Raw genomic sequence first — 17,388 nt, forward strand, 5'->3', positions numbered from 1 at the left:
CCTTCCATTTATCTTTGATATACACAATGAAATATCATTTAGCACAAATCAATATTGCCAAATTGGTTGCTCCAATCGACAGCCCTATTATTGCCGATTTTGTAGCTGACCTCGACAGAATCAATAGCTTGGCCGAGCAAAGTACAGGTTTTATTTGGCGGCTCAAAGACGAAAATAATAATGCTACAGCCATTAATCCTTTTGATGACCCACTTATTATTGTGAATATGTCGGTTTGGGAAAATATAGACTTACTCAAGCAATACGTGTATCGTTCGGCACATACCGAAGTATTTCTGAAACGAGCCAAGTGGTTTGAAAAAGCCCAAGAAGCTAATGTTGCATTGTGGTGGATACCTGTAGGCACAGTACCTACAGCCCAAGAAGGCAAAGACCGCCTGTTGCATCTAAGAACTTTTGGCGATACTACGTATTCGTTTACTTTTAAGAACCTTTTTCCAGCTCCATCTATCGACTTATTATAACGTTTTCAGCAAAAACCTTGACATTGAAAAAGTAAAGCCCTATCTTTGCACCTCAATTCAAAGTTAAGACAATAAACAAACAAATAATATGCTGATTATCAACGTAAAAGAAAACGAGTCAATCGACAAAGCTCTTAAAAGATTCAAAAAGAAATTTGAAAAAACTGGTGTAGTTAAAGAACTTCGTAAGCGTATGGCATTTGAAAAACCATCTGTAGAGCGTCGTACAGAAGTTATTCGTGCTACATACAAACAAAAAATGTACGGTAATTTGGAGTCTTAGTCTCGATTGATTTCATTCATTATGTTATCATTTAATCGTGAATTAAGCCGATAACCGTTCAGCATTCATAAAAAATTGACTATCTTAGAATCATGAATTCAGAGATAGTCAATTTTTTTTTGCAGTATATTCAGCACGAAAAACGCTGTAGCGACCACACCGTAACAGCTTATAGAAAGGATATGGCTCAGTTTGTCGAGTATTTGACCAAGACCTACGACTTTCATCATCCTCAATTAGCAGACCACCAAATGATTCGCTCGTGGGTGGTTTCGCTCTCAGAGGCCAAGCTCGATAGCCGGAGTATTAATCGAAAAATAGCAACGCTTCGCAGTTTTTTTAAGTTTTTACAACAAAAAAAAATTATCGACCAAGACCCCATGCGAAAGGTATTGGCTATGAAAACTACCAAAAATATTCCCACCTTTGTACGGGAGGCAGAGCTAGATAATTTACTCGACGATGTAGAATTTCCAGAAAGTTTTGAGGGAGTGCGTGATAAGCTTATTTTGGAGCTGTTGTATGGTACAGGTATGCGTTTGTCGGAATTGATTGACCTTGAGGTTCGGAATATAGATTTTTATGGACAAACCGTAAAAGTGTTAGGAAAAAGGAACAAAGAAAGGATTATTCCTATTAATCAATCGCTGGCTCATCAGATAGAACTATATATTCAATGCCGTAATCAGGAAGGCTTAGAACATCAATATTTGATTGTTAGTGAAAAAGGAAATCAGGCATATCCAGTTATGATTCAGCGGATTGTAAAAAAATACCTTAGCTTAGTAACGTCTCTTACTAAAAAATCTCCTCACGTTTTGAGGCATTCTTACGCTACTCATTTGCTAAATAATGGGGCCGATTTAACAGCTATTAAAGACCTAATGGGGCATACATCGCTGTCGGCAACGCAGGTATATACCCATAATTCTATGGAAAAAATCAGAAAGATTTACGAACAAGCCCATCCAAAAGCCTAACAAATCCTGCATAGATAGAGGCTATTAAAGATGAGTTATTCTGTTGAGATTCATAAGGTAATCAAGAGAACATTGAAGAGGCTTATCAATTGCTCAAATAATAGAAAATTAGGGGTTATTCATGCAAAAGGCGTTTGGAAAACTAATTCCGAACGCCTTTTGCATGTCAGCATGACATATCTTTAGCTGCGAAGCATTACATCCCTGTGAAAAGTATCTTCAAAAATAATCACTCATTCTCTAAATTTCTTCCTATTTGAGGGTGGATTCTATACAAGCTGCATAGACAGCCATTTAGTAACTATTCTTCGTCAAACTTGAATTTATCTAAATCAAATAGCGAGTCGGTCAAGTCTTTGAATTGTAAGCCTTGGTCGAGGGTTTTCTTTGAAATCATCGAAAACTCCGATAAGCCATGCAATACAAATTCCATCATAAAAAGTTTTTCTCGTCCTTCAAATGTTGGGTATATCTTTTCGATTAAGTCGTCGAGGCCATCGATAGCACGCAAGCGAGAAGAATAATCGGTATCAGAGCTATCGTTGAAAATATCAATAATATTGCCATCCATAAACCAATCAATTACGGGCTTGAATGGGTTTTTTCCAGCTTTATCTTTCGCAACTTTTTTGATTTTTTCGGGGTCAGGAAAATAGTTTAAAAACTGAGTACGAATAGCCTTTCCGATAAGGTTTTGAGCCACAATAACAGGCCCTTCAATTTCGCCTTCGTACACCAATTCGACTTTGCCACATACCGCAGGAATTACTCCTACCAAATCAGCAACACGGATATAGGTTTTTTCTTCACCATTCAGTAAAGCACGTCTTTCGGCAGCCGAAATCAAATTTTCATAAGCCGAAATAGTCATACGAGCCGATACTCCCGATTTGGCATCTACATATTCCGATTGGCGAGCCTCAAAAGCAATTTGTTCAATCAAGTCCTCAATTAAGGCATTGGTAGTTACCAAATCGTGTTGTTCAGGCTTGATATTGGCCTCCTGCAAAGTAATACGCTTACCGATTGCCAATGTTTTGGGGTAGTGCGTTACAATTTGCGAGTCGATACGGTCTTTGAGCGGAGTTACAATAGACCCCCGATTGGTGTAATCTTCAGGATTGGCTGTAAAAACAAATTGAATATCTAAAGGCAAGCGTAGCTTAAACCCACGAATTTGAATATCACCTTCCTGCAAGATATTGAATAGCGACACCTGAATTCTGGCCTGTAAATCAGGAAGCTCGTTGATTACAAAAATACCTCTGTGCGAACGAGGAATTAAGCCAAAATGCACAACTCGTTCATCAGAATAGGGGAGTTTGAGGGTAGCTGCCTTGATAGGGTCGGCATCGCCAATCAAATCGGCAACAGATACATCGGGCGTTGCTAGCTTTTCGGTATAACGCTCGGAACGATGCCACCAAACAATAGGCGTTTGGTCGCCTTGTTCGGCAATGGTGTCTTTTGCAAAACGAGAAAGTGGCTCAAGGGGGTCGTCGTTAAGTTCAGAACCCCGAACAACAGGAACGTATTCGTCGAGCAAAGTAACCATCAAGCGGGCAATTCTGGTTTTGGCTTGTCCACGTAAACCCAATAAATTGATATGATGCTGTGACAAAATAGCTCGCTCAATATCGGGAATGACGGTGTCTTCATAGCCCCAAATTCCCTCAAAAACATTTTCTTTATTTTTGATTTTAGTAATCAAATTGTCTCTAAGTTCTTGTTTGATAGACTTAGCTTGGTATCCAGCCGCTTTTAATGCACCAAGAGTTGTAATAGACAGAATTTCTTCTGTAGAAAGATTTTTGTATGACATTTATTTTTTGCTTAAAATATGTAACAAACTTTTTGAGGCCTATTACCAGATGAAGGTACATGGTAAGTAATAGCAAACGCTGATGAAACAATACAACGTTGTTATATACAAACATTAATAATCATTTCCTAAGCACAATTACTTACGCATCTCCCTGAAATATGACCTTTGACAATATGATTTCAGCCGTTCACATACATTTTAGAATACACAAAAAAAACTATACTGTATATTTGACCTATTCATTAACTGTATTAACCTCGATAGCTTAAAATTCTTATCTGTTTAGCCTCCTCAAACCTGCAAATTATATCCCTTCTATTACAGAAGGGATTTTTTATCTTACATCTTTTTTCCGATTACGCTGATAGTCTTCAAAAATAAAATCACCAAGCCCTTTTAGCGAAGAATAGTAAGCTCGGCCGTTATTAATTTTAGTAAACTCCTGCACAAACTCTTTGAGGTACTCGTCACGGGCAATCATAAAAGTGGTAACAGGTATTTTGAGCCTTCGGCACTGAGCCGCCAGAGTGAGAGTTTTGTTGAGGATTTTTTTGTCGAGGCCAAAGCTATTTTTATAATATCGAATACCCTCTTTGAGGCAAGTAGGTTTACCGTCGGTAATCATAAAAATTTGTTTATTTTTATTTTTACGTCTTCTTAACAAATCCATAGCCAATTCTAGCCCTGCCACAGTATTGGTATGAAATGGCCCCACCTCCAAATAAGGCAAATCCTTGACCTGAATCTGCCAAGCGTCGTTGCCAAAAACAATTACATCGAGGGTATCTTTGGGGTATTTGGTCATAATCAATTCCGACAAAGCCATAGCTACTTTTTTGGCAGGAGTAATACGGTCTTCGCCATATAGAATCATCGAATGCGAAATATCAATCATTAAAACCGTAGAGGTTTGAGCTTTATATTCCTTATCCATAATTTCCAAATCATTTTCGGTTAGCATAAAATTCTCAAAACCATTATTGATTTGGGCATTTCTGATAGATTCGGTCATGGCAATTTGTTCAAGTGAATCGCCAAACTGAAATTCACGGCGGTCGGTATTCATTTCGTCGCCAGTACCTTGGTAGGGTGTTCGGTGGTTGCCCGAATTACCAGTTTTTTTGAGTTTGCCAAAAATTTCCTCCAACGACTGTTTCCGAATACTCTGCTCGCCCTTGGCAGTAAGAATTTCGGCTTGTTGGCCATCTTCATTTTTTTCTTCTCGAATATAGCCTTTGGCCTTGAGGTCGTCTATAAAATCGGCAATACCATACGAATCATCCGTAAGGTTGTATTGCTGGTCTAATTGAGTAAGCCACGACAACGCCTCCGACACATTGCCTGCTGTCATCGTTACCAATTGATTAAAAATATCTAATAATTGGTCGAACTTGGCTTTTTGTCCCTGGTCATTTTCTTGAGGGATAAATTCAGAAAAGCGGTATCCTAGCATAGTGAATAAGGGGTTATGTGCAATACCTGAGCTATAAGTAATTGAGTCAATCAGGAAGTGTGTGTATTAGTCATTAACCAATGCCTACCAAGGTACAAGGCTATAGTAAGGTATTGAGGTTTTATATAAGTAGCCTTTGGATACTTTGCTAATACTTTGTGCCTAAATCCATTATATTTTATTTTACTCATGTACTTACAGCATTATGCAGGCTTTTTGTTTTTAAATCCTAAAAAAGGCAATATATTGTTGAAGAACCAAGCCTTTTGAGCGTTAATTCAATAATAGACTAACAAAAATAATAGGCTTCGGGTTTCCAGAATTTCACTCCATAAATATCCAATAACCATAATATTTTGTTTTGCATAGCCACTTTGTCATTTATTTATACCGTTATTTGAATTTTTGACAGGAAAAATGTTCTATTTAGGTCAAAATTTAACAAAAGATTATTGTATCAAAAGGGATAACAATCCATGAAGTATTACCAGCCTTTGGCTATATTTGTGATTCCAACTAAACAATCAAACTGCTGTTGTAAAGCAGACAGGAGCATTTAAAGAGGACATCTATATCTCAAAAATGGCTTCTACAATATCTAAGATATGAAAGTATTAAAATTCGGAGGAACGTCTTGTGGAACGGTTGAAAGTATTCAATCGGTTCTAGGCATCATCAAGGGCAACCTTGAAAAAGGAGAAAAATCAGCCGTAGTATTCTCGGCAATGGGCGGCGTTACCAACCAGCTTATTGAAACAGGAAAACGTGCCTCGGTAGGCGATACCAGTTATTTCGACTTGGTAAAAGCTATTGAAGACCGTCATTTTGGTGTAGTTCGTGCACTTATCGACGTAAAAGCACAGTCCAAGGTATTTGCTAATATCCGAACGATTATCAACGAGTTAGAAGACCTTCTCAAAGGGGTTTCGCTAATTCGTGAGATTTCTCCTCGTACCGCCGACCTTATTGTAAGTTTTGGCGAACGCTTATCTACTACTTTGATTTATGAAATTCTTCATGCTCAGGGTGTCGACTGCCAGTTTTTAGATGCTCGTAAGGTGATTCGTACCAACGATACCTTTGGTATGGCAGAAGTAGATTTTGCGGTTACGAATCAGCAAATCCAAACGCATTTTTCTAAGTCCAAATCATTGCAATTGATTACGGGCTTTATTGGCTCGACCGATAAAGGCGAAACTACAACCCTTGGCCGTGGTGGTTCTGATTATACAGGGTCTATTTTTGGAGCAGCGTTGAATGCCACCGAAATAGAAATCTGGACAGACGTAGACGGCATGATGACCGCCGACCCAAGAAAGGTGAAAAATGCCTTTACTATTCCGACAATCACTTATTCGGAGGCAATGGAACTTACGCACTTTGGGGCTAAAGTCATTTACCCGCCATCGTTGCAGCCTGCTTTTGCCAAAAATATCCCTATTCGGGTACTCAATACCTTTAACCCTAGCTTTGTCGGGACAGTTGTAAGTCGCGAAGCCGAACCTAGCGAATACATTATTACTGGTATTAGTTCGATAGACAACCTTGCCTTGGTCAATCTTCAAGGGTCGGGTATGATCGGTGTTGCGGGGGTGTCGGGTAAGTTATTTACAATTTTGGCCAAAAACAAAATATCGGTTGTACTGATTTCGCAAGCTTCTTCAGAACACTCTATTTGCTTTGCCATCGACCCTCAGTTTTCAGACCAAGTTCGTCAGATTTTAGAAACAGAATTTGCCAACGAAATAGCCATAGGCGATATTGAAGGAATCGAAATTCAGGAAAATCTTTCCGTAATTGCTGTTGTTGGCGAAGGAATGCGTCGCCATACAGGGGTGAGCGGTAAGCTATTCTCGGTTTTGGGTAAAAATGGTATCAATATCGTGGCTACAGCACAAGGGTCGTCCGAACTGAACATTTCGGTTGTTATCGAGAAAAAGGATATTTCAAAAGCACTCAATGTGATTCATGATACTTTCTTCTTCTCGCAGGTCAAAACCTTAAATTTATTTTTGGTAGGTACTGGACTAATAGGAAAAACTCTCTTAAATCAACTTACAGGGCAAGCCAATTATTTGTCCAAATATAAAGCCCTGAAAGTCAATCTTGTGGGTGTAATGAATTCTCGTAAGATGTTGATTAATGCCGAAGGGATTTCAATGGACTCTTGGCAAGAAGCTGTTGAAAGTACAGGCAAATCAGCCGAGTTGTGGGCATTTGTAGAAGAAGCCAAACGACTCAACTTACCTAATTCGGTATTTGCTGATTGTACCGCCGACAAAAATATTCATAATTATTATTTAGGGCTTTTTGAGGCCAATATTTCGGTGGTAACTCCCAACAAAGTAGCCAATTCGGGTAGGTACGAAGACTACGCTTTGTTGCACAGAACAGCCCTGAAAAAAGGTGTTAAGTTTTTGTACGAAACCAATGTAGGGGCAGGATTACCTGTGATCAATACGCTGCAAGGGTTGATTTCGTCGGGCGACCGTTTTGAAAAAATCGAAGGTGTACTTTCAGGAACGTTGTCGTATATTTTCAACAACTTCAAAAAAGGTGTCAAATTTGCCGATATTGTTCGTGAAGCTAAAGCCAAAGGCTATACTGAGCCCGACCCACGTGAAGATTTGAGCGGGATGGATGTGGCTAGAAAAATTTTGATATTAGGACGAGAAATTGGTCTTAAAATCGAACCAGAAGATGTTACAATACAAAAACTTCTTCCCGAAAACTGTGAAAAAGCACCTACTGTCGACGACTTTTTCCACGAACTAGAGGTATCGAACGAATATTTCGAGAAAATGGTAGACGAAGCCGAAGCCAAAGGCGAGGTACTTCGCTTTATTGCTACTTTAGAAAACAACGCCATTACGATTGGTGTACGGAGTATCGGTAAAACGCATCCATTTTATATGATGGACGGAGCCGACAACGTAATTTCGTTTACCACCAAACGCTACCACGATCGCCCCTTGGTAATCAAAGGGCCAGGAGCTGGGGCCGAAGTAACAGCCTCGGGGGTATTTGCCGATATTGTAGCTATCGGAGCGTATTTGGCATAAATAAACCAGTGGTAATATTTCCACATAATTGCTGTTGACTTAACATACAATGACAGATTCGATAAAAGTATTTGCCCCTGCAACAGTTGCTAATGTTGCCTGTGGTTTTGATATATTTGGTTTTGCAGTTGATAACCCTGGCGATGAGCTTATCCTTAAAAAGTCGACTAATAGGGGGGTCAAAATCAATAAAATAGAGGGCGACGACGGGCGTTTGCCTTTGGATGCAAGCAAAAATACTGCAGGTATTGCAATTCTAAAGTTTTTGGAAGCCATAGGCGAGGAGGGACAAGGCTTTGAAATGGACTTGAAAAAACTCATGCCATTGGGGTCGGGACTTGGCTCGTCGGCGGCTTCGTCGGTAGCAGGTGTTTTTGCTGCTAACGAACTTATGGGGCGACCTTTGGCTCAGAAAGACCTATTGCCTTTTGCTATGGAGGGCGAATTTATTGCTTGTGGGTCGGCTCATGCCGATAACGTTGGGCCTAGCCTTATGGGCGGGTTTGTTGTAATTAGGAGCTACGACCCTCTGGACATTATTCAGCTCAAAACTCCCAAAGAGTTATACGCTACAATTGTGCATCCGCATATCGAGGTGAATACCAAAGATGCCCGCAATATTTTGAAAAGAGAGATTTCTTTGAAAAATACTATCACTCAGATGGGAAACGTGGCTGGTTTGGTGGCAGGCTTGATGCTACCCGACTATGATCTAATTTCTCGTTCGTTAGTAGATGTAATCATAGAGCCAATTCGTTCAATCTTAATTCCTCAGTTTGACGATGTTAAAAATGCAGCTTTAGAAAACGGTGCTTTAGGATGCTCTATATCTGGTTCAGGGCCTTCGATGTTTGCTTTGTCGAAAGATTTATTTACCGCCAATCGTGTGGGTAAAGCCATGCAAGATGGTTTTGCCAAAGTGGGTATTGGTTCTGAATGTTATGTGTCAGGTATCAATCAAGCAGGGCCTGTGGTATTAGGATAATGCTTTGCGGCCAAAGATGTGTCATACTAACATTTAACATGCAAAAGGCGTTCGAAATTAGTTTTTCGAACGCCTTTTGCATGAATAGCCCCTAATTTTCTATCATTTGAGCGATTGTTAAGCTCATTTGACAACCTCCCTTATGAATCCCAACAAACACAAATAGGAGAGCTCTTTTAATATTCCTTAAAATTCGAGATGACTCATGTTTTTTGTAGTTCAATAGTTATTATCGGCACTATATTGCATATTTAGGGGCTTATTCTTTTTCTACTAGTTTTGCTTTATGAATAGCTAAAAATACAATAATACCCAGTATTACGCCAATTGTATCGGCTACAGCATCGTACCAATCGAACGAACGATGAAAAGATTCAGGTAATATACTTTGCCAAAACTCGATACCTATACCAAACAGAATACCTGCTATAAAGGTGAAAAAGGTATTTCTGAATGAGTAAATCGTTAAAAATGACCATACTCCAAATGCAATAAAATGTTCAGCTTTGTCACTGAAACCTAAGTTTTGAGGTAATTCATGACTGGGTATAGAGCATAAAACCAATATCATGATACCACATATTATAGAAAGCGACTTGTTTTTTAGAAGAGTATCTAAGGTTTTCATTTTGAAAAAAATTTAATTATTAAGGTAAATGGTATATTTAATCGGCAATATAATACGTATATTGAAAAATATTTTAAATATTTCGGTTAAAAAAAGATACACATTGGCATTTTTTCACATACCTTTGAAGCAACAATTTACCAAACCGATTTCTAATGAAAAAAATACTTTCCTTAATTTGCTTTTGGGTAGGTTCTCATTTTATTACTGCTCAAAACACGTATAACATTATTCCATTGCCACAAAAGCTAGAGCAAAAAACAGGTGCTTTTTCCATTAGCCCCAAAACCAACGTAGTAACAAGTACCAACGATGATGATTTTACGCATGTGGCTCAGTTGTTAATCGACCAGCTCAATTTGGTATCAGGTACTACCCGCAAACTTGTTGTAGGAAATAAAAGTGTTGCTAATAATAGCATCCAGTTTTTCAAAAATGAGCAAATAGCAGAAGAAGGATATGTCTTGAATGTAAGTAGCAAAAACATTAGTATTTCGGCCAAAACAGGCAAGGGTGCGTTTTATGGCTTACAAAGTTTGCTACAATTGATGCCAAATCAAATTTTTGGCCAAGAAAAAGTTAGCAATATTAATTGGACAGTACCCAACTGTACAATCGAAGATGCTCCACGTTATTCTTACCGTGGGCTGCATCTGGATGTAGGCCGCCATTTTTTCCCTGTGTCATTTATCAAAAAATATATCGACCTTATTGCCCTTCACAAATTAAATACTTTTCACTGGCATTTAACAGAAGACCAAGGCTGGAGAATTGAAATTAAGAAATATCCGAAACTTACGCAGATTTCGTCGAAACGCAAAGAAACCGTAGTTGGACGTGCCTATTCAAAGAAATTTGACGGACAAGAGTACGGTGGTTTCTATACTCAAGACGAAGTAAAAGAAGTTGTAGCGTATGCCAAATCAAAGTTTGTAACAGTTATTCCTGAAATAGAAATGCCAGGCCACTCGCAAGCAGTGTTGGCAGCGTATCCAGAATTTGGCTGTAATCCAGACAAAATTTACCAAGTAGCTACCGATTGGGGTGTTTACGAAGACGTATTTTGTCCACGAGAAGAAACATTTACTTTCCTAGAAAATGTTTTGACAGAAGTAATGGACTTGTTCCCTAGCCAGTATATCCATATTGGGGGTGACGAATGCCCGAAAAAACAATGGAAAGAAAGCCGTTTTTGCCAAGATATTATTCAACGCAATGGCCTAAAAGATGAGCATGGTTTGCAAAGTTATTTTATTGGCCGTATTGATAAATTTATTACCTCGAAAGGACGTAAAATGATTGGTTGGGACGAAATTTTGGAAGGTGGCTTGTCGCCCAATGCAACAGTAATGTCGTGGAGAGGTACAGAAGGAGGAATTGCAGCGGCTAAAGAAAACCACGATGCAATTATGACCCCAGGAAGTCATGTGTATTTAGACCACTATCAGGCCGACCCCAAAACAGAACCTTTGGCTATTGGAGGGTTTACTACTTTGGAGAGAATATATTCTTATGAACCAACGCCTACAGACTTGACACCAGAGCAACAAAAGCACATTATTGGTGTTCAGGCTAATGTTTGGACAGAATACATGAAAACTAGCGATTACGTAGAATATATGGTTTTTCCAAGAGCATCGGCGTTGGCTGAAGTAGCATGGACACCCAAAGAAAGTAAAAATTATGACCATTTTGCTAAACGAATGAAAGCTCATGCTGGTCGTTTAGAAAAGCTACATGTTAATTTTTACAAGGGCTTTTTAAAATAGATACCCAATTTTCCTATAAATATACAGAGGTCAGCAGTTAGCACTGTCTGACCTCTTCTTTTTGTAAAATTATTCTTCAGAAGCAAAAGATAGATGCTTGGCCAAAAGAATATAAATTTCTTGTGGCGTGTGAGGTTTAAGTAGGTAGTCGTTCATTCCTGCCTGAATTGCCATCTCGATGGTTTCAGAATTGTTATCAGCCGAGCTAGCAATAATTGGCACATTCGGTAAAATTTTGCGTATTTCGCCAGCCAATTCAAAGCCATTCATATCGGGCATTTGTAAATCTACAATAATTAAATCATAGTTAACCCCCGATTTGACCGATTCCAGTGCTTCGAGAGGCGACAGAAATGTTTTGACCGAAATACCTTTTTTTACCAAGTTTCTGGATACAATCTTGAGGTTAATCTCATTGTCGTCTACAGCCAATACATCAAATCCATTGAAATTAAAATCAGTTAGTTTTTCTTTTCTTACAATATTCTGCTCAATTCGTTTCGATTTTATTTCAAAATAAAAATTTGAGCCTTCGCCCATCTTGCTACTCACATGAATCTGGCTACCAAATAAGTTTAAAAGGTTTTTGATGATAGCAAGACCAAGTCCTGTACCTCCAAATTGACGGGTGGTCATAGTAGAGGCCTGTGAAAACTCTTCAAATATTTTATCGATTGATTCTTGTGGAATACCTATTCCTGTATCTATTATTTCAAACAACAAGTTGTCAAAATCTTCACCATGTTCTTTTACACTAATTTGGATAGTTACAGAACCATTTTTGGTGAATTTTACAGCATTAGATACCAAATTATTAATAATTTGTACTAAACGAGTAGGATCGCCCAACAAATATTGAGGCACATTGTCGGCAATATTTACAACGATTTTGTTGCCTCGTTCTTTGGCTCGGTGAATATTGATACTGACAATATTAGTTACCAAATCACGGATATGAAACGAAATTTGTTCTAACTGTACCTTTTTAGCTTCGAGTTTGCTATAATCTAAAATATCATTGATAATTGTAAGAAGAGTTTCGCCTGTAAATTTGAGAACATTAAGCGGTACTTCTTGATCTGGCCGAGGCGATTCTTCCAACAGAAAATTGATATTCCCTAAAATAGCATGCAGCGGAGTTCTGATTTCATGGCTCATCATCGACAAAAACGCTGATTTGGCTTTTATGGCTATTTCAAGTCTTTGTTTGGCTTCAAGTAATTCTTTATTTTTCAACTCCAAATCTTCTCGAATACTCTGTAGCTCAAGTGTTCTTTTACGCAAATCAAATTGACTCATAATTTGATTTGCCAAAGCTTTCAAAGCTACCACTTGGTCGTCTCGGAGCTGTTTAGGCTGGTTATCTATTACGCACAGCGTTCCTAAGGCTTGGCCATTGTCGGTAACAAGTGGTACACCAGCATAAAAAATTACAAAAGGCTCGCCAATAGTAAGTGGATTATCGAAAAAGCGTTCATCTTCTCGGGCATCCGAAATAATAAGTGGAACTTGATGATCGAGGATAGCATGAGCACAAAACGAAGTTTCCCGAGGGGATTCATTTACTTCTAAGCCAACTTTGGCTTTAAACCACTGTCTATCTCTATCTATGAGGGTAATTGTCGAAATGGGGGTATTACAAATCTCAGAAGCAATTTTTACAATATCATCAAAATCCTTCTCTGGTAATGTATCAAGAATCTGGTATTCTTGTAAGACTGCCAATCGCTCTAACTCATTTTCTGGTTTAGCTGCCAATATCATAATTGTATATACAAGAGTTGAATGTTGTGTATAATTTTTAAAGAATAACTGTTCTTTATTATAAGAAAACAGATAAAAAGAACAATATACTTAGGTATATTGCTTGGATGCTTCAATTTGAATAGCATGCAAAAAGGAATAGTATAAGAATCTATAATAGGTAATGATATTTGATAAAATTAAAGTAGGACGATATACCTATTATTTTGCAAAAGATTATTTATCAATAATTTATGATTCTACAAAGTCAGACAAACGGTTAATTTCGTGCTGAATAATCGTTGAAAATGAGTTGATTTCAAGAGAAATAGCCTCATATCTGTTGGCAATGTCATTCCAGGAAAGCCCTGAACGAATATCTTTTTCAAAATTTCGTATTTTGTCATGAATCTCCGATAAGCCTACCATCATGAATGTAGGTTTATTTTTATGAACAAGCCGTAGCACTGCGTCTAAATTTTGTTCTTCAATGAGTGGTATAATAGTATTCCACTCAGGAATACTATTATTTAAGAAATGCTCAAACATCATTTGTGCCATTTCTGTATCGTCGCCATACATTTCTGTAAGGTATGTGCAATTTAGTTTTGAATTAAACTCGAACATACGAATATTGTTGTCAAAATAAGGATTTATACCAAAAATAGGTTAAATATCTACTATATAACCTTGAGCTTGCCGATCGTAATGCACACTAAAAGATAGTAAATATTATAATATGAGCATCCAAAAATGCCTATTATTGTTTGAAATGATTCAGAAGTAAAAGAGTTGTATGAGGAAAACAGCCGATAAAGTAACTACTATTATATTTCCACTCAAGTTTTCAACGTATAAGAGCCTGAAAAAGTTTACGAAGATGGTCTCTGTCGGTCATATATTTGACATGGGCTATGGCAAACAATTATTCTAAGCCCCAAAGATTAATACTCAAGCTCGATAATTCTTTCGTCCGAAAGTAGCCGTTTGGCGAGTCGCTCGTGTTTGGAAGTTTGCCCACGTACCGACCAATAACAAATAAAAATTCCTTCTCGAAATACCTGTTTCCCTTTTTTTGCCTGCATGTGATTTTGTCTAAAAAACTCTTCTAGTTTTGGAAAACCCTCATGAGTTCTTCGCATCACAATTCTATAATTACGAGTTTCACCGTATTTATGAATCCATTTTTCGAGCGTAATAAAAAACTGTAAAATACCAAACACAAAAATTGCACCAAGAAACGACAACAAAATATGCCCGTCGCCAATGGCCATTCCCAATGCTGCTGTAACCCAAATAATAGCAGCCGTAGTGAGTCCTTTTACCCTGTCGTCTACCTTAAAGATAATCCCTGCTCCTAAAAAACCGACACCAGTAACAATATTGGCCGAAATTCTGTCTGGCGAAACACCTTGACCTACTTTTTCAGATAGAATAGTAAATATAGTTGAGCCCACACATATCAATGTAAATGTTCGTAATCCTGCCGATTTGCTATGATATTCTCGTTCGCCCCCAATAATAGCACCTACAATAATCGAAGCTATCAATTTAATCAAATCCTCATTTCGGGTTATATGATTCCACAAAATCTCTATATCGCTCATTATTTGAAAGATTGTTTTAAGGATACGCAAATAGCCGTCACTTTTGGGCGACGGCTATTTACATAATACATTTTATGGTTAAACAATTCCAAAAAGTTATTAAGTTCAACACCCTGCAATAGCAATTTTGTGTTTCTACTTAATACATGTTATTGTTTGTCTGTTGCCATTACTAAAGCTAAATTTAAGCGGGCTACAATATCATATATTTTGGCCAAATCCTGAACGGTTCTGTCTTTTGAGATTCTCAAAATCACCGTTTCTGAATTTTTGCTTTTTGCTTGCTCGGCTAAATAGCTTTCTAGCACATCAAAGCTTACAGGCACGTCATCTACAAAATATTGATTATTCTCATCTACAGTCAATCTGATATTTTCCTTGGTGGCTGTTTGCTGAGCCGTGCTAGACTCAGGCAAAAGCAGTTTGATGGCATCGGGGCTAGCCAATGTCGAAATCATCAGGAAAAACATCATTAAGAAGAAAAGAATATCAGCCAAAGCACCCGTTTCAACTTCTGATTGTTCTCTTGTTCGTTTTCTAATATTCATAGCATTTGCTACGAGAATTGCCTTTAAGGGCAATACCTCAATTATTTGGTTGCAGGTTTATGAAGAATATCCAAGAAATCGATGGCTGTAACTTCCATTTTGTTTACAGTACGGTCAATCATGGTTGTCAAAATGGTATAAAAGAAATATGCTATAATACCCACCATCAAACCAGTAGCCGAGGTTACCATTTTTTCGTAGATACCACTCGCAATAGTACTAATATCGATTTTGTTGGCCATTGCAATATTATGAAAAGTACGAATCATACCCGAAACCGTACCCAAGAAACCAAACATTGGGGCAATTTTGGCAATGGCCGAAAGAATACCAAGGTTTTTTTCCATATTATAAATTTCGACTCTTGCGGTATTTTCGATAGCATTTTCGATGTCTCGCATTGGCGATCCAATTCTTGTAAGTCCTTTTTCCAACAAACGAGCTATTGGGAATGGCGAAGTTTTACAGTAATTAACAGCTCCTTGTATATTGCCAGAATACAGCATTTCTTTGATAGAGAACAAGAAGGTATTATCTAGCTTAGAAGTTTTACTGATATACAAGTAACGCTCAACAAATAGGAAAAGAGCAATGAAAAACAACACAAAAATTGGAATCATTACCCAGCCCCCTTTTTCGAGAAGTCCTAATAAATTTAAGTCCTCACCAGCTTTGGTAACAGTAGTAATAGTCGTTGCAGTTGTGTCGGAATCAATGACAGTCTGTAGTAAGATACTTAGAAGAGTCGTCATAGTTTTTACAGGTAAAACGGTGTCCATTTCGTTGCTATGAACGAATGCTCACCGTAAAAACACATATTTGAAGAAAAATTAAAGTTAATAATAGTTGAATAATAGTCACTGAAAGGCTAAACGAAATAAAGTAGAATATATGTTTACTTTCAAAACTAATTTTTTAACAAGTTTAACGAAAAAAATTAAGTATATGATATGTTTTGCTCAAAAATTAGCGAATTGCGGTACTGTAGGGTAATGGCCAAAATTTATTTAAAATACAAAATAATACCGCAATTGATTTAGGCTTGCGACAATAGTCTTGATAAAATCCCTTCTTTGAGTGCATAGGTCGACACCTTTATTTGTTGAATATCATATCTTTTCAAAACAAAGTCAATCAAGCACACGCCTACCACAATCATATCTACCCGTAGTTCTATCATACCCGGAATTGCCATTCGCTCGTTGTGGCCATTCGACACCAATGCCAAAAAAGAATCATAAAAATCGGTAATAGGTAGTTCAAAACTCACTTGTGTACGAGGAGGCCACTCGCCAAAATGTTTCATCGAATACATATCCACCAAGGTTTCAAACGAGCCAGCCGAACCAATAATACATTCGGGAGCATACTGATGTACGGCATTGGTAAGGGGCAAGAGTTGTTCTTCGAGGTAGTCACGAAGTAAGCCTACCGAGCGAGGTGAAATAGGGTCGGAGTTCATAAACTTGTCCATGAGCCTTTGGCCACCGATCTCAAAACTTTGTTTCCAATAAATTCGGTCTTGGTCGCATATAATAAATTCAACACTTCCTCCACCAATATCCATAATCATCGAAGGTGTTTTGCCAATATGAGTACCTAGTTTTACCCCCTCATAAATAAGGCCAGCTTCTTCCTCGCCCGAAATCACCTGTATGTTGATACCCGTAGCATCCAAGATTGCTTGGCAAAAGGCTTCGCCATTCTTAGCATTTCGAACGGCACTGGTGGCCGTGGCTAGCACCTGACTGGTCAAAATGCCCTCTTTTTCCCATATTTCCTTAAAATGATTCAGTCCTGCAATAGCCCTTTCTATGCCTTCTGGCGTAATAATACCCTGCGAAATACCTCCCTTGCCTATTTTGGCAGCATAGCTATCTTCATGAATCAACTCAAAGTGTGTTCCTGCTTGTTCTACAATCAATAGCTGAAAGGTATTTGTTCCTAAATCAATAATAGCTTTTTTCATTCTTGTCTAAATTTTTACAAAGAAAGATAAGTTTACTGGCACAAACGAACT

At 38.0% G+C, this 17,388-nt stretch carries 15 protein-coding genes; 6 read left to right on the plus strand and 9 right to left on the minus strand.

Annotated elements, in window-relative coordinates; translation table 11 throughout:
- Positions 1 to 26 precede the first annotated feature (26 nt).
- From FLEMA_RS75120 to FLEMA_RS75125, 3 genes are all read left to right on the plus strand, one after another.
- Positions 27 to 485: a DUF3291 domain-containing protein gene (locus FLEMA_RS75120; protein ID WP_044173977.1), complete on the plus strand. Its 459-nt coding sequence runs from the start codon at positions 27 to 29 to the stop codon at positions 483 to 485.
- An 88-nt stretch (positions 486 to 573) separates the two neighbouring features.
- The gene (gene rpsU / locus FLEMA_RS0161110; RefSeq protein ID WP_026997506.1) at positions 574 to 768 is read left to right on the plus strand and encodes a 30S ribosomal protein S21; all 195 of its coding nucleotides are present in this window, start codon (positions 574 to 576) and stop codon (positions 766 to 768) included.
- Between the two features lie 92 nt (positions 769 to 860).
- Positions 861 to 1,748, plus strand: a complete 888-nt coding sequence (locus FLEMA_RS75125) for a tyrosine-type recombinase/integrase (protein WP_044173980.1) — start codon at positions 861 to 863, stop codon at positions 1,746 to 1,748.
- 301 nt (positions 1,749 to 2,049) lie between these two features.
- Here the strand turns inward: FLEMA_RS75125 and FLEMA_RS0161140 are convergent, their stop codons facing one another.
- Together FLEMA_RS0161140 and FLEMA_RS0161155 are read right to left on the minus strand one after the other, a co-directional pair.
- Positions 2,050 to 3,570, minus strand: coding sequence for a P-loop NTPase family protein (locus tag FLEMA_RS0161140; RefSeq protein ID WP_026998027.1), 1,521 nt, complete (start codon positions 3,568 to 3,570; stop codon positions 2,050 to 2,052).
- A gap of 337 nt (positions 3,571 to 3,907) precedes the next feature.
- Positions 3,908 to 5,026 (minus strand): vWA domain-containing protein, encoded by a 1,119-nt coding sequence (locus tag FLEMA_RS0161155; protein ID WP_026997509.1) that lies wholly within the window; start codon positions 5,024 to 5,026, stop codon positions 3,908 to 3,910.
- Positions 5,027 to 5,631: 605 nt separating this feature from the next.
- On the opposite strand from FLEMA_RS0161155, the gene thrA reads away from it, so the two are divergent.
- Both thrA and FLEMA_RS75135 read left to right on the plus strand, forming a co-directional pair.
- A complete protein-coding gene (gene thrA, locus FLEMA_RS75130; protein WP_044173982.1) occupies positions 5,632 to 8,088 on the plus strand; it encodes a bifunctional aspartate kinase/homoserine dehydrogenase I in 2,457 nt (818 codons plus the stop codon).
- 49 nt (positions 8,089 to 8,137) lie between these two features.
- On the plus strand, positions 8,138 to 9,073 hold the full coding sequence (locus tag FLEMA_RS75135) for a homoserine kinase (RefSeq protein ID WP_044173983.1): 936 nt from the start codon (positions 8,138 to 8,140) through the stop codon (positions 9,071 to 9,073).
- A 259-nt stretch (positions 9,074 to 9,332) separates the two neighbouring features.
- On the opposite strand, the gene FLEMA_RS0161265 is transcribed toward FLEMA_RS75135, so the two are convergent.
- Entirely contained in the window at positions 9,333 to 9,701 is a 369-nt protein-coding gene (locus FLEMA_RS0161265) for a VanZ family protein (protein ID WP_026997516.1), read from the minus strand.
- A 155-nt stretch (positions 9,702 to 9,856) separates the two neighbouring features.
- Between FLEMA_RS0161265 and FLEMA_RS75140 the strand changes: the two genes are divergently transcribed.
- Positions 9,857 to 11,470, plus strand: coding sequence for a beta-N-acetylhexosaminidase (locus FLEMA_RS75140; protein ID WP_044173985.1), 1,614 nt, complete (start codon positions 9,857 to 9,859; stop codon positions 11,468 to 11,470).
- Between the two features lie 69 nt (positions 11,471 to 11,539).
- Here the strand turns inward: FLEMA_RS75140 and FLEMA_RS75145 are convergent, their stop codons facing one another.
- The 6 genes from FLEMA_RS75145 to FLEMA_RS0161385 form a co-directional block, all read right to left on the minus strand.
- On the minus strand, positions 11,540 to 13,234 hold the full coding sequence (locus tag FLEMA_RS75145) for a GAF domain-containing hybrid sensor histidine kinase/response regulator (RefSeq protein ID WP_052354323.1): 1,695 nt from the start codon (positions 13,232 to 13,234) through the stop codon (positions 11,540 to 11,542).
- A gap of 231 nt (positions 13,235 to 13,465) precedes the next feature.
- On the minus strand, positions 13,466 to 13,840 hold the full coding sequence (locus tag FLEMA_RS75150) for a hypothetical protein (protein ID WP_044173986.1): 375 nt from the start codon (positions 13,838 to 13,840) through the stop codon (positions 13,466 to 13,468).
- A 317-nt stretch (positions 13,841 to 14,157) separates the two neighbouring features.
- Positions 14,158 to 14,820 (minus strand): MgtC/SapB family protein, encoded by a 663-nt coding sequence (locus FLEMA_RS0161350; protein WP_044173988.1) that lies wholly within the window; start codon positions 14,818 to 14,820, stop codon positions 14,158 to 14,160.
- A gap of 149 nt (positions 14,821 to 14,969) precedes the next feature.
- Entirely contained in the window at positions 14,970 to 15,368 is a 399-nt protein-coding gene (locus tag FLEMA_RS0161365) for an ExbD/TolR family protein (RefSeq protein WP_026998028.1), read from the minus strand.
- 41 nt (positions 15,369 to 15,409) lie between these two features.
- On the minus strand, positions 15,410 to 16,120 hold the full coding sequence (locus tag FLEMA_RS0161370; protein WP_026998029.1) for a MotA/TolQ/ExbB proton channel family protein: 711 nt from the start codon (positions 16,118 to 16,120) through the stop codon (positions 15,410 to 15,412).
- Positions 16,121 to 16,404: 284 nt separating this feature from the next.
- Positions 16,405 to 17,337 (minus strand): Ppx/GppA phosphatase family protein, encoded by a 933-nt coding sequence (locus FLEMA_RS0161385; protein WP_026997521.1) that lies wholly within the window; start codon positions 17,335 to 17,337, stop codon positions 16,405 to 16,407.
- Positions 17,338 to 17,388 lie beyond the last annotated feature (51 nt).

The sequence above is a fragment of the Flectobacillus major DSM 103 genome, assembly GCF_000427405.1.
In the GTDB taxonomy this organism is placed as follows: Bacteria; Bacteroidota; Bacteroidia; order Cytophagales; family Spirosomataceae; genus Flectobacillus; species Flectobacillus major.

What these genes read in the sequence shown, in the direction of transcription:
- FLEMA_RS0161350 (WP_044173988.1), bottom strand. Translation starts at nt 14,820, where the DNA reads ATGAGCGATATAGAGATTTTGTGGAATCATATAACCCGAAATGAGGAT.
- FLEMA_RS0161265 (WP_026997516.1), bottom strand. Translation starts at nt 9,701, where the DNA reads ATGAAAACCTTAGATACTCTTCTAAAAAACAAGTCGCTTTCTATAATA.
- FLEMA_RS75135 (WP_044173983.1), top strand. Translation starts at nt 8,138, where the DNA reads ATGACAGATTCGATAAAAGTATTTGCCCCTGCAACAGTTGCTAATGTT.
- FLEMA_RS0161365 (WP_026998028.1), bottom strand. Translation starts at nt 15,368, where the DNA reads ATGAATATTAGAAAACGAACAAGAGAACAATCAGAAGTTGAAACGGGT.
- FLEMA_RS0161370 (WP_026998029.1), bottom strand. Translation starts at nt 16,120, where the DNA reads ATGACGACTCTTCTAAGTATCTTACTACAGACTGTCATTGATTCCGAC.
- FLEMA_RS75140 (WP_044173985.1), top strand. Translation starts at nt 9,857, where the DNA reads ATGAAAAAAATACTTTCCTTAATTTGCTTTTGGGTAGGTTCTCATTTT.
- FLEMA_RS75125 (WP_044173980.1), top strand. Translation starts at nt 861, where the DNA reads ATGAATTCAGAGATAGTCAATTTTTTTTTGCAGTATATTCAGCACGAA.
- thrA (WP_044173982.1), top strand. Translation starts at nt 5,632, where the DNA reads ATGAAAGTATTAAAATTCGGAGGAACGTCTTGTGGAACGGTTGAAAGT.
- FLEMA_RS0161385 (WP_026997521.1), bottom strand. Translation starts at nt 17,337, where the DNA reads ATGAAAAAAGCTATTATTGATTTAGGAACAAATACCTTTCAGCTATTG.
- rpsU (WP_026997506.1), top strand. Translation starts at nt 574, where the DNA reads ATGCTGATTATCAACGTAAAAGAAAACGAGTCAATCGACAAAGCTCTT.
- FLEMA_RS75150 (WP_044173986.1), bottom strand. Translation starts at nt 13,840, where the DNA reads ATGTTCGAGTTTAATTCAAAACTAAATTGCACATACCTTACAGAAATG.
- FLEMA_RS0161155 (WP_026997509.1), bottom strand. Translation starts at nt 5,026, where the DNA reads ATGCTAGGATACCGCTTTTCTGAATTTATCCCTCAAGAAAATGACCAG.
- FLEMA_RS0161140 (WP_026998027.1), bottom strand. Translation starts at nt 3,570, where the DNA reads ATGTCATACAAAAATCTTTCTACAGAAGAAATTCTGTCTATTACAACT.
- FLEMA_RS75145 (WP_052354323.1), bottom strand. Translation starts at nt 13,234, where the DNA reads ATGATATTGGCAGCTAAACCAGAAAATGAGTTAGAGCGATTGGCAGTC.
- FLEMA_RS75120 (WP_044173977.1), top strand. Translation starts at nt 27, where the DNA reads ATGAAATATCATTTAGCACAAATCAATATTGCCAAATTGGTTGCTCCA.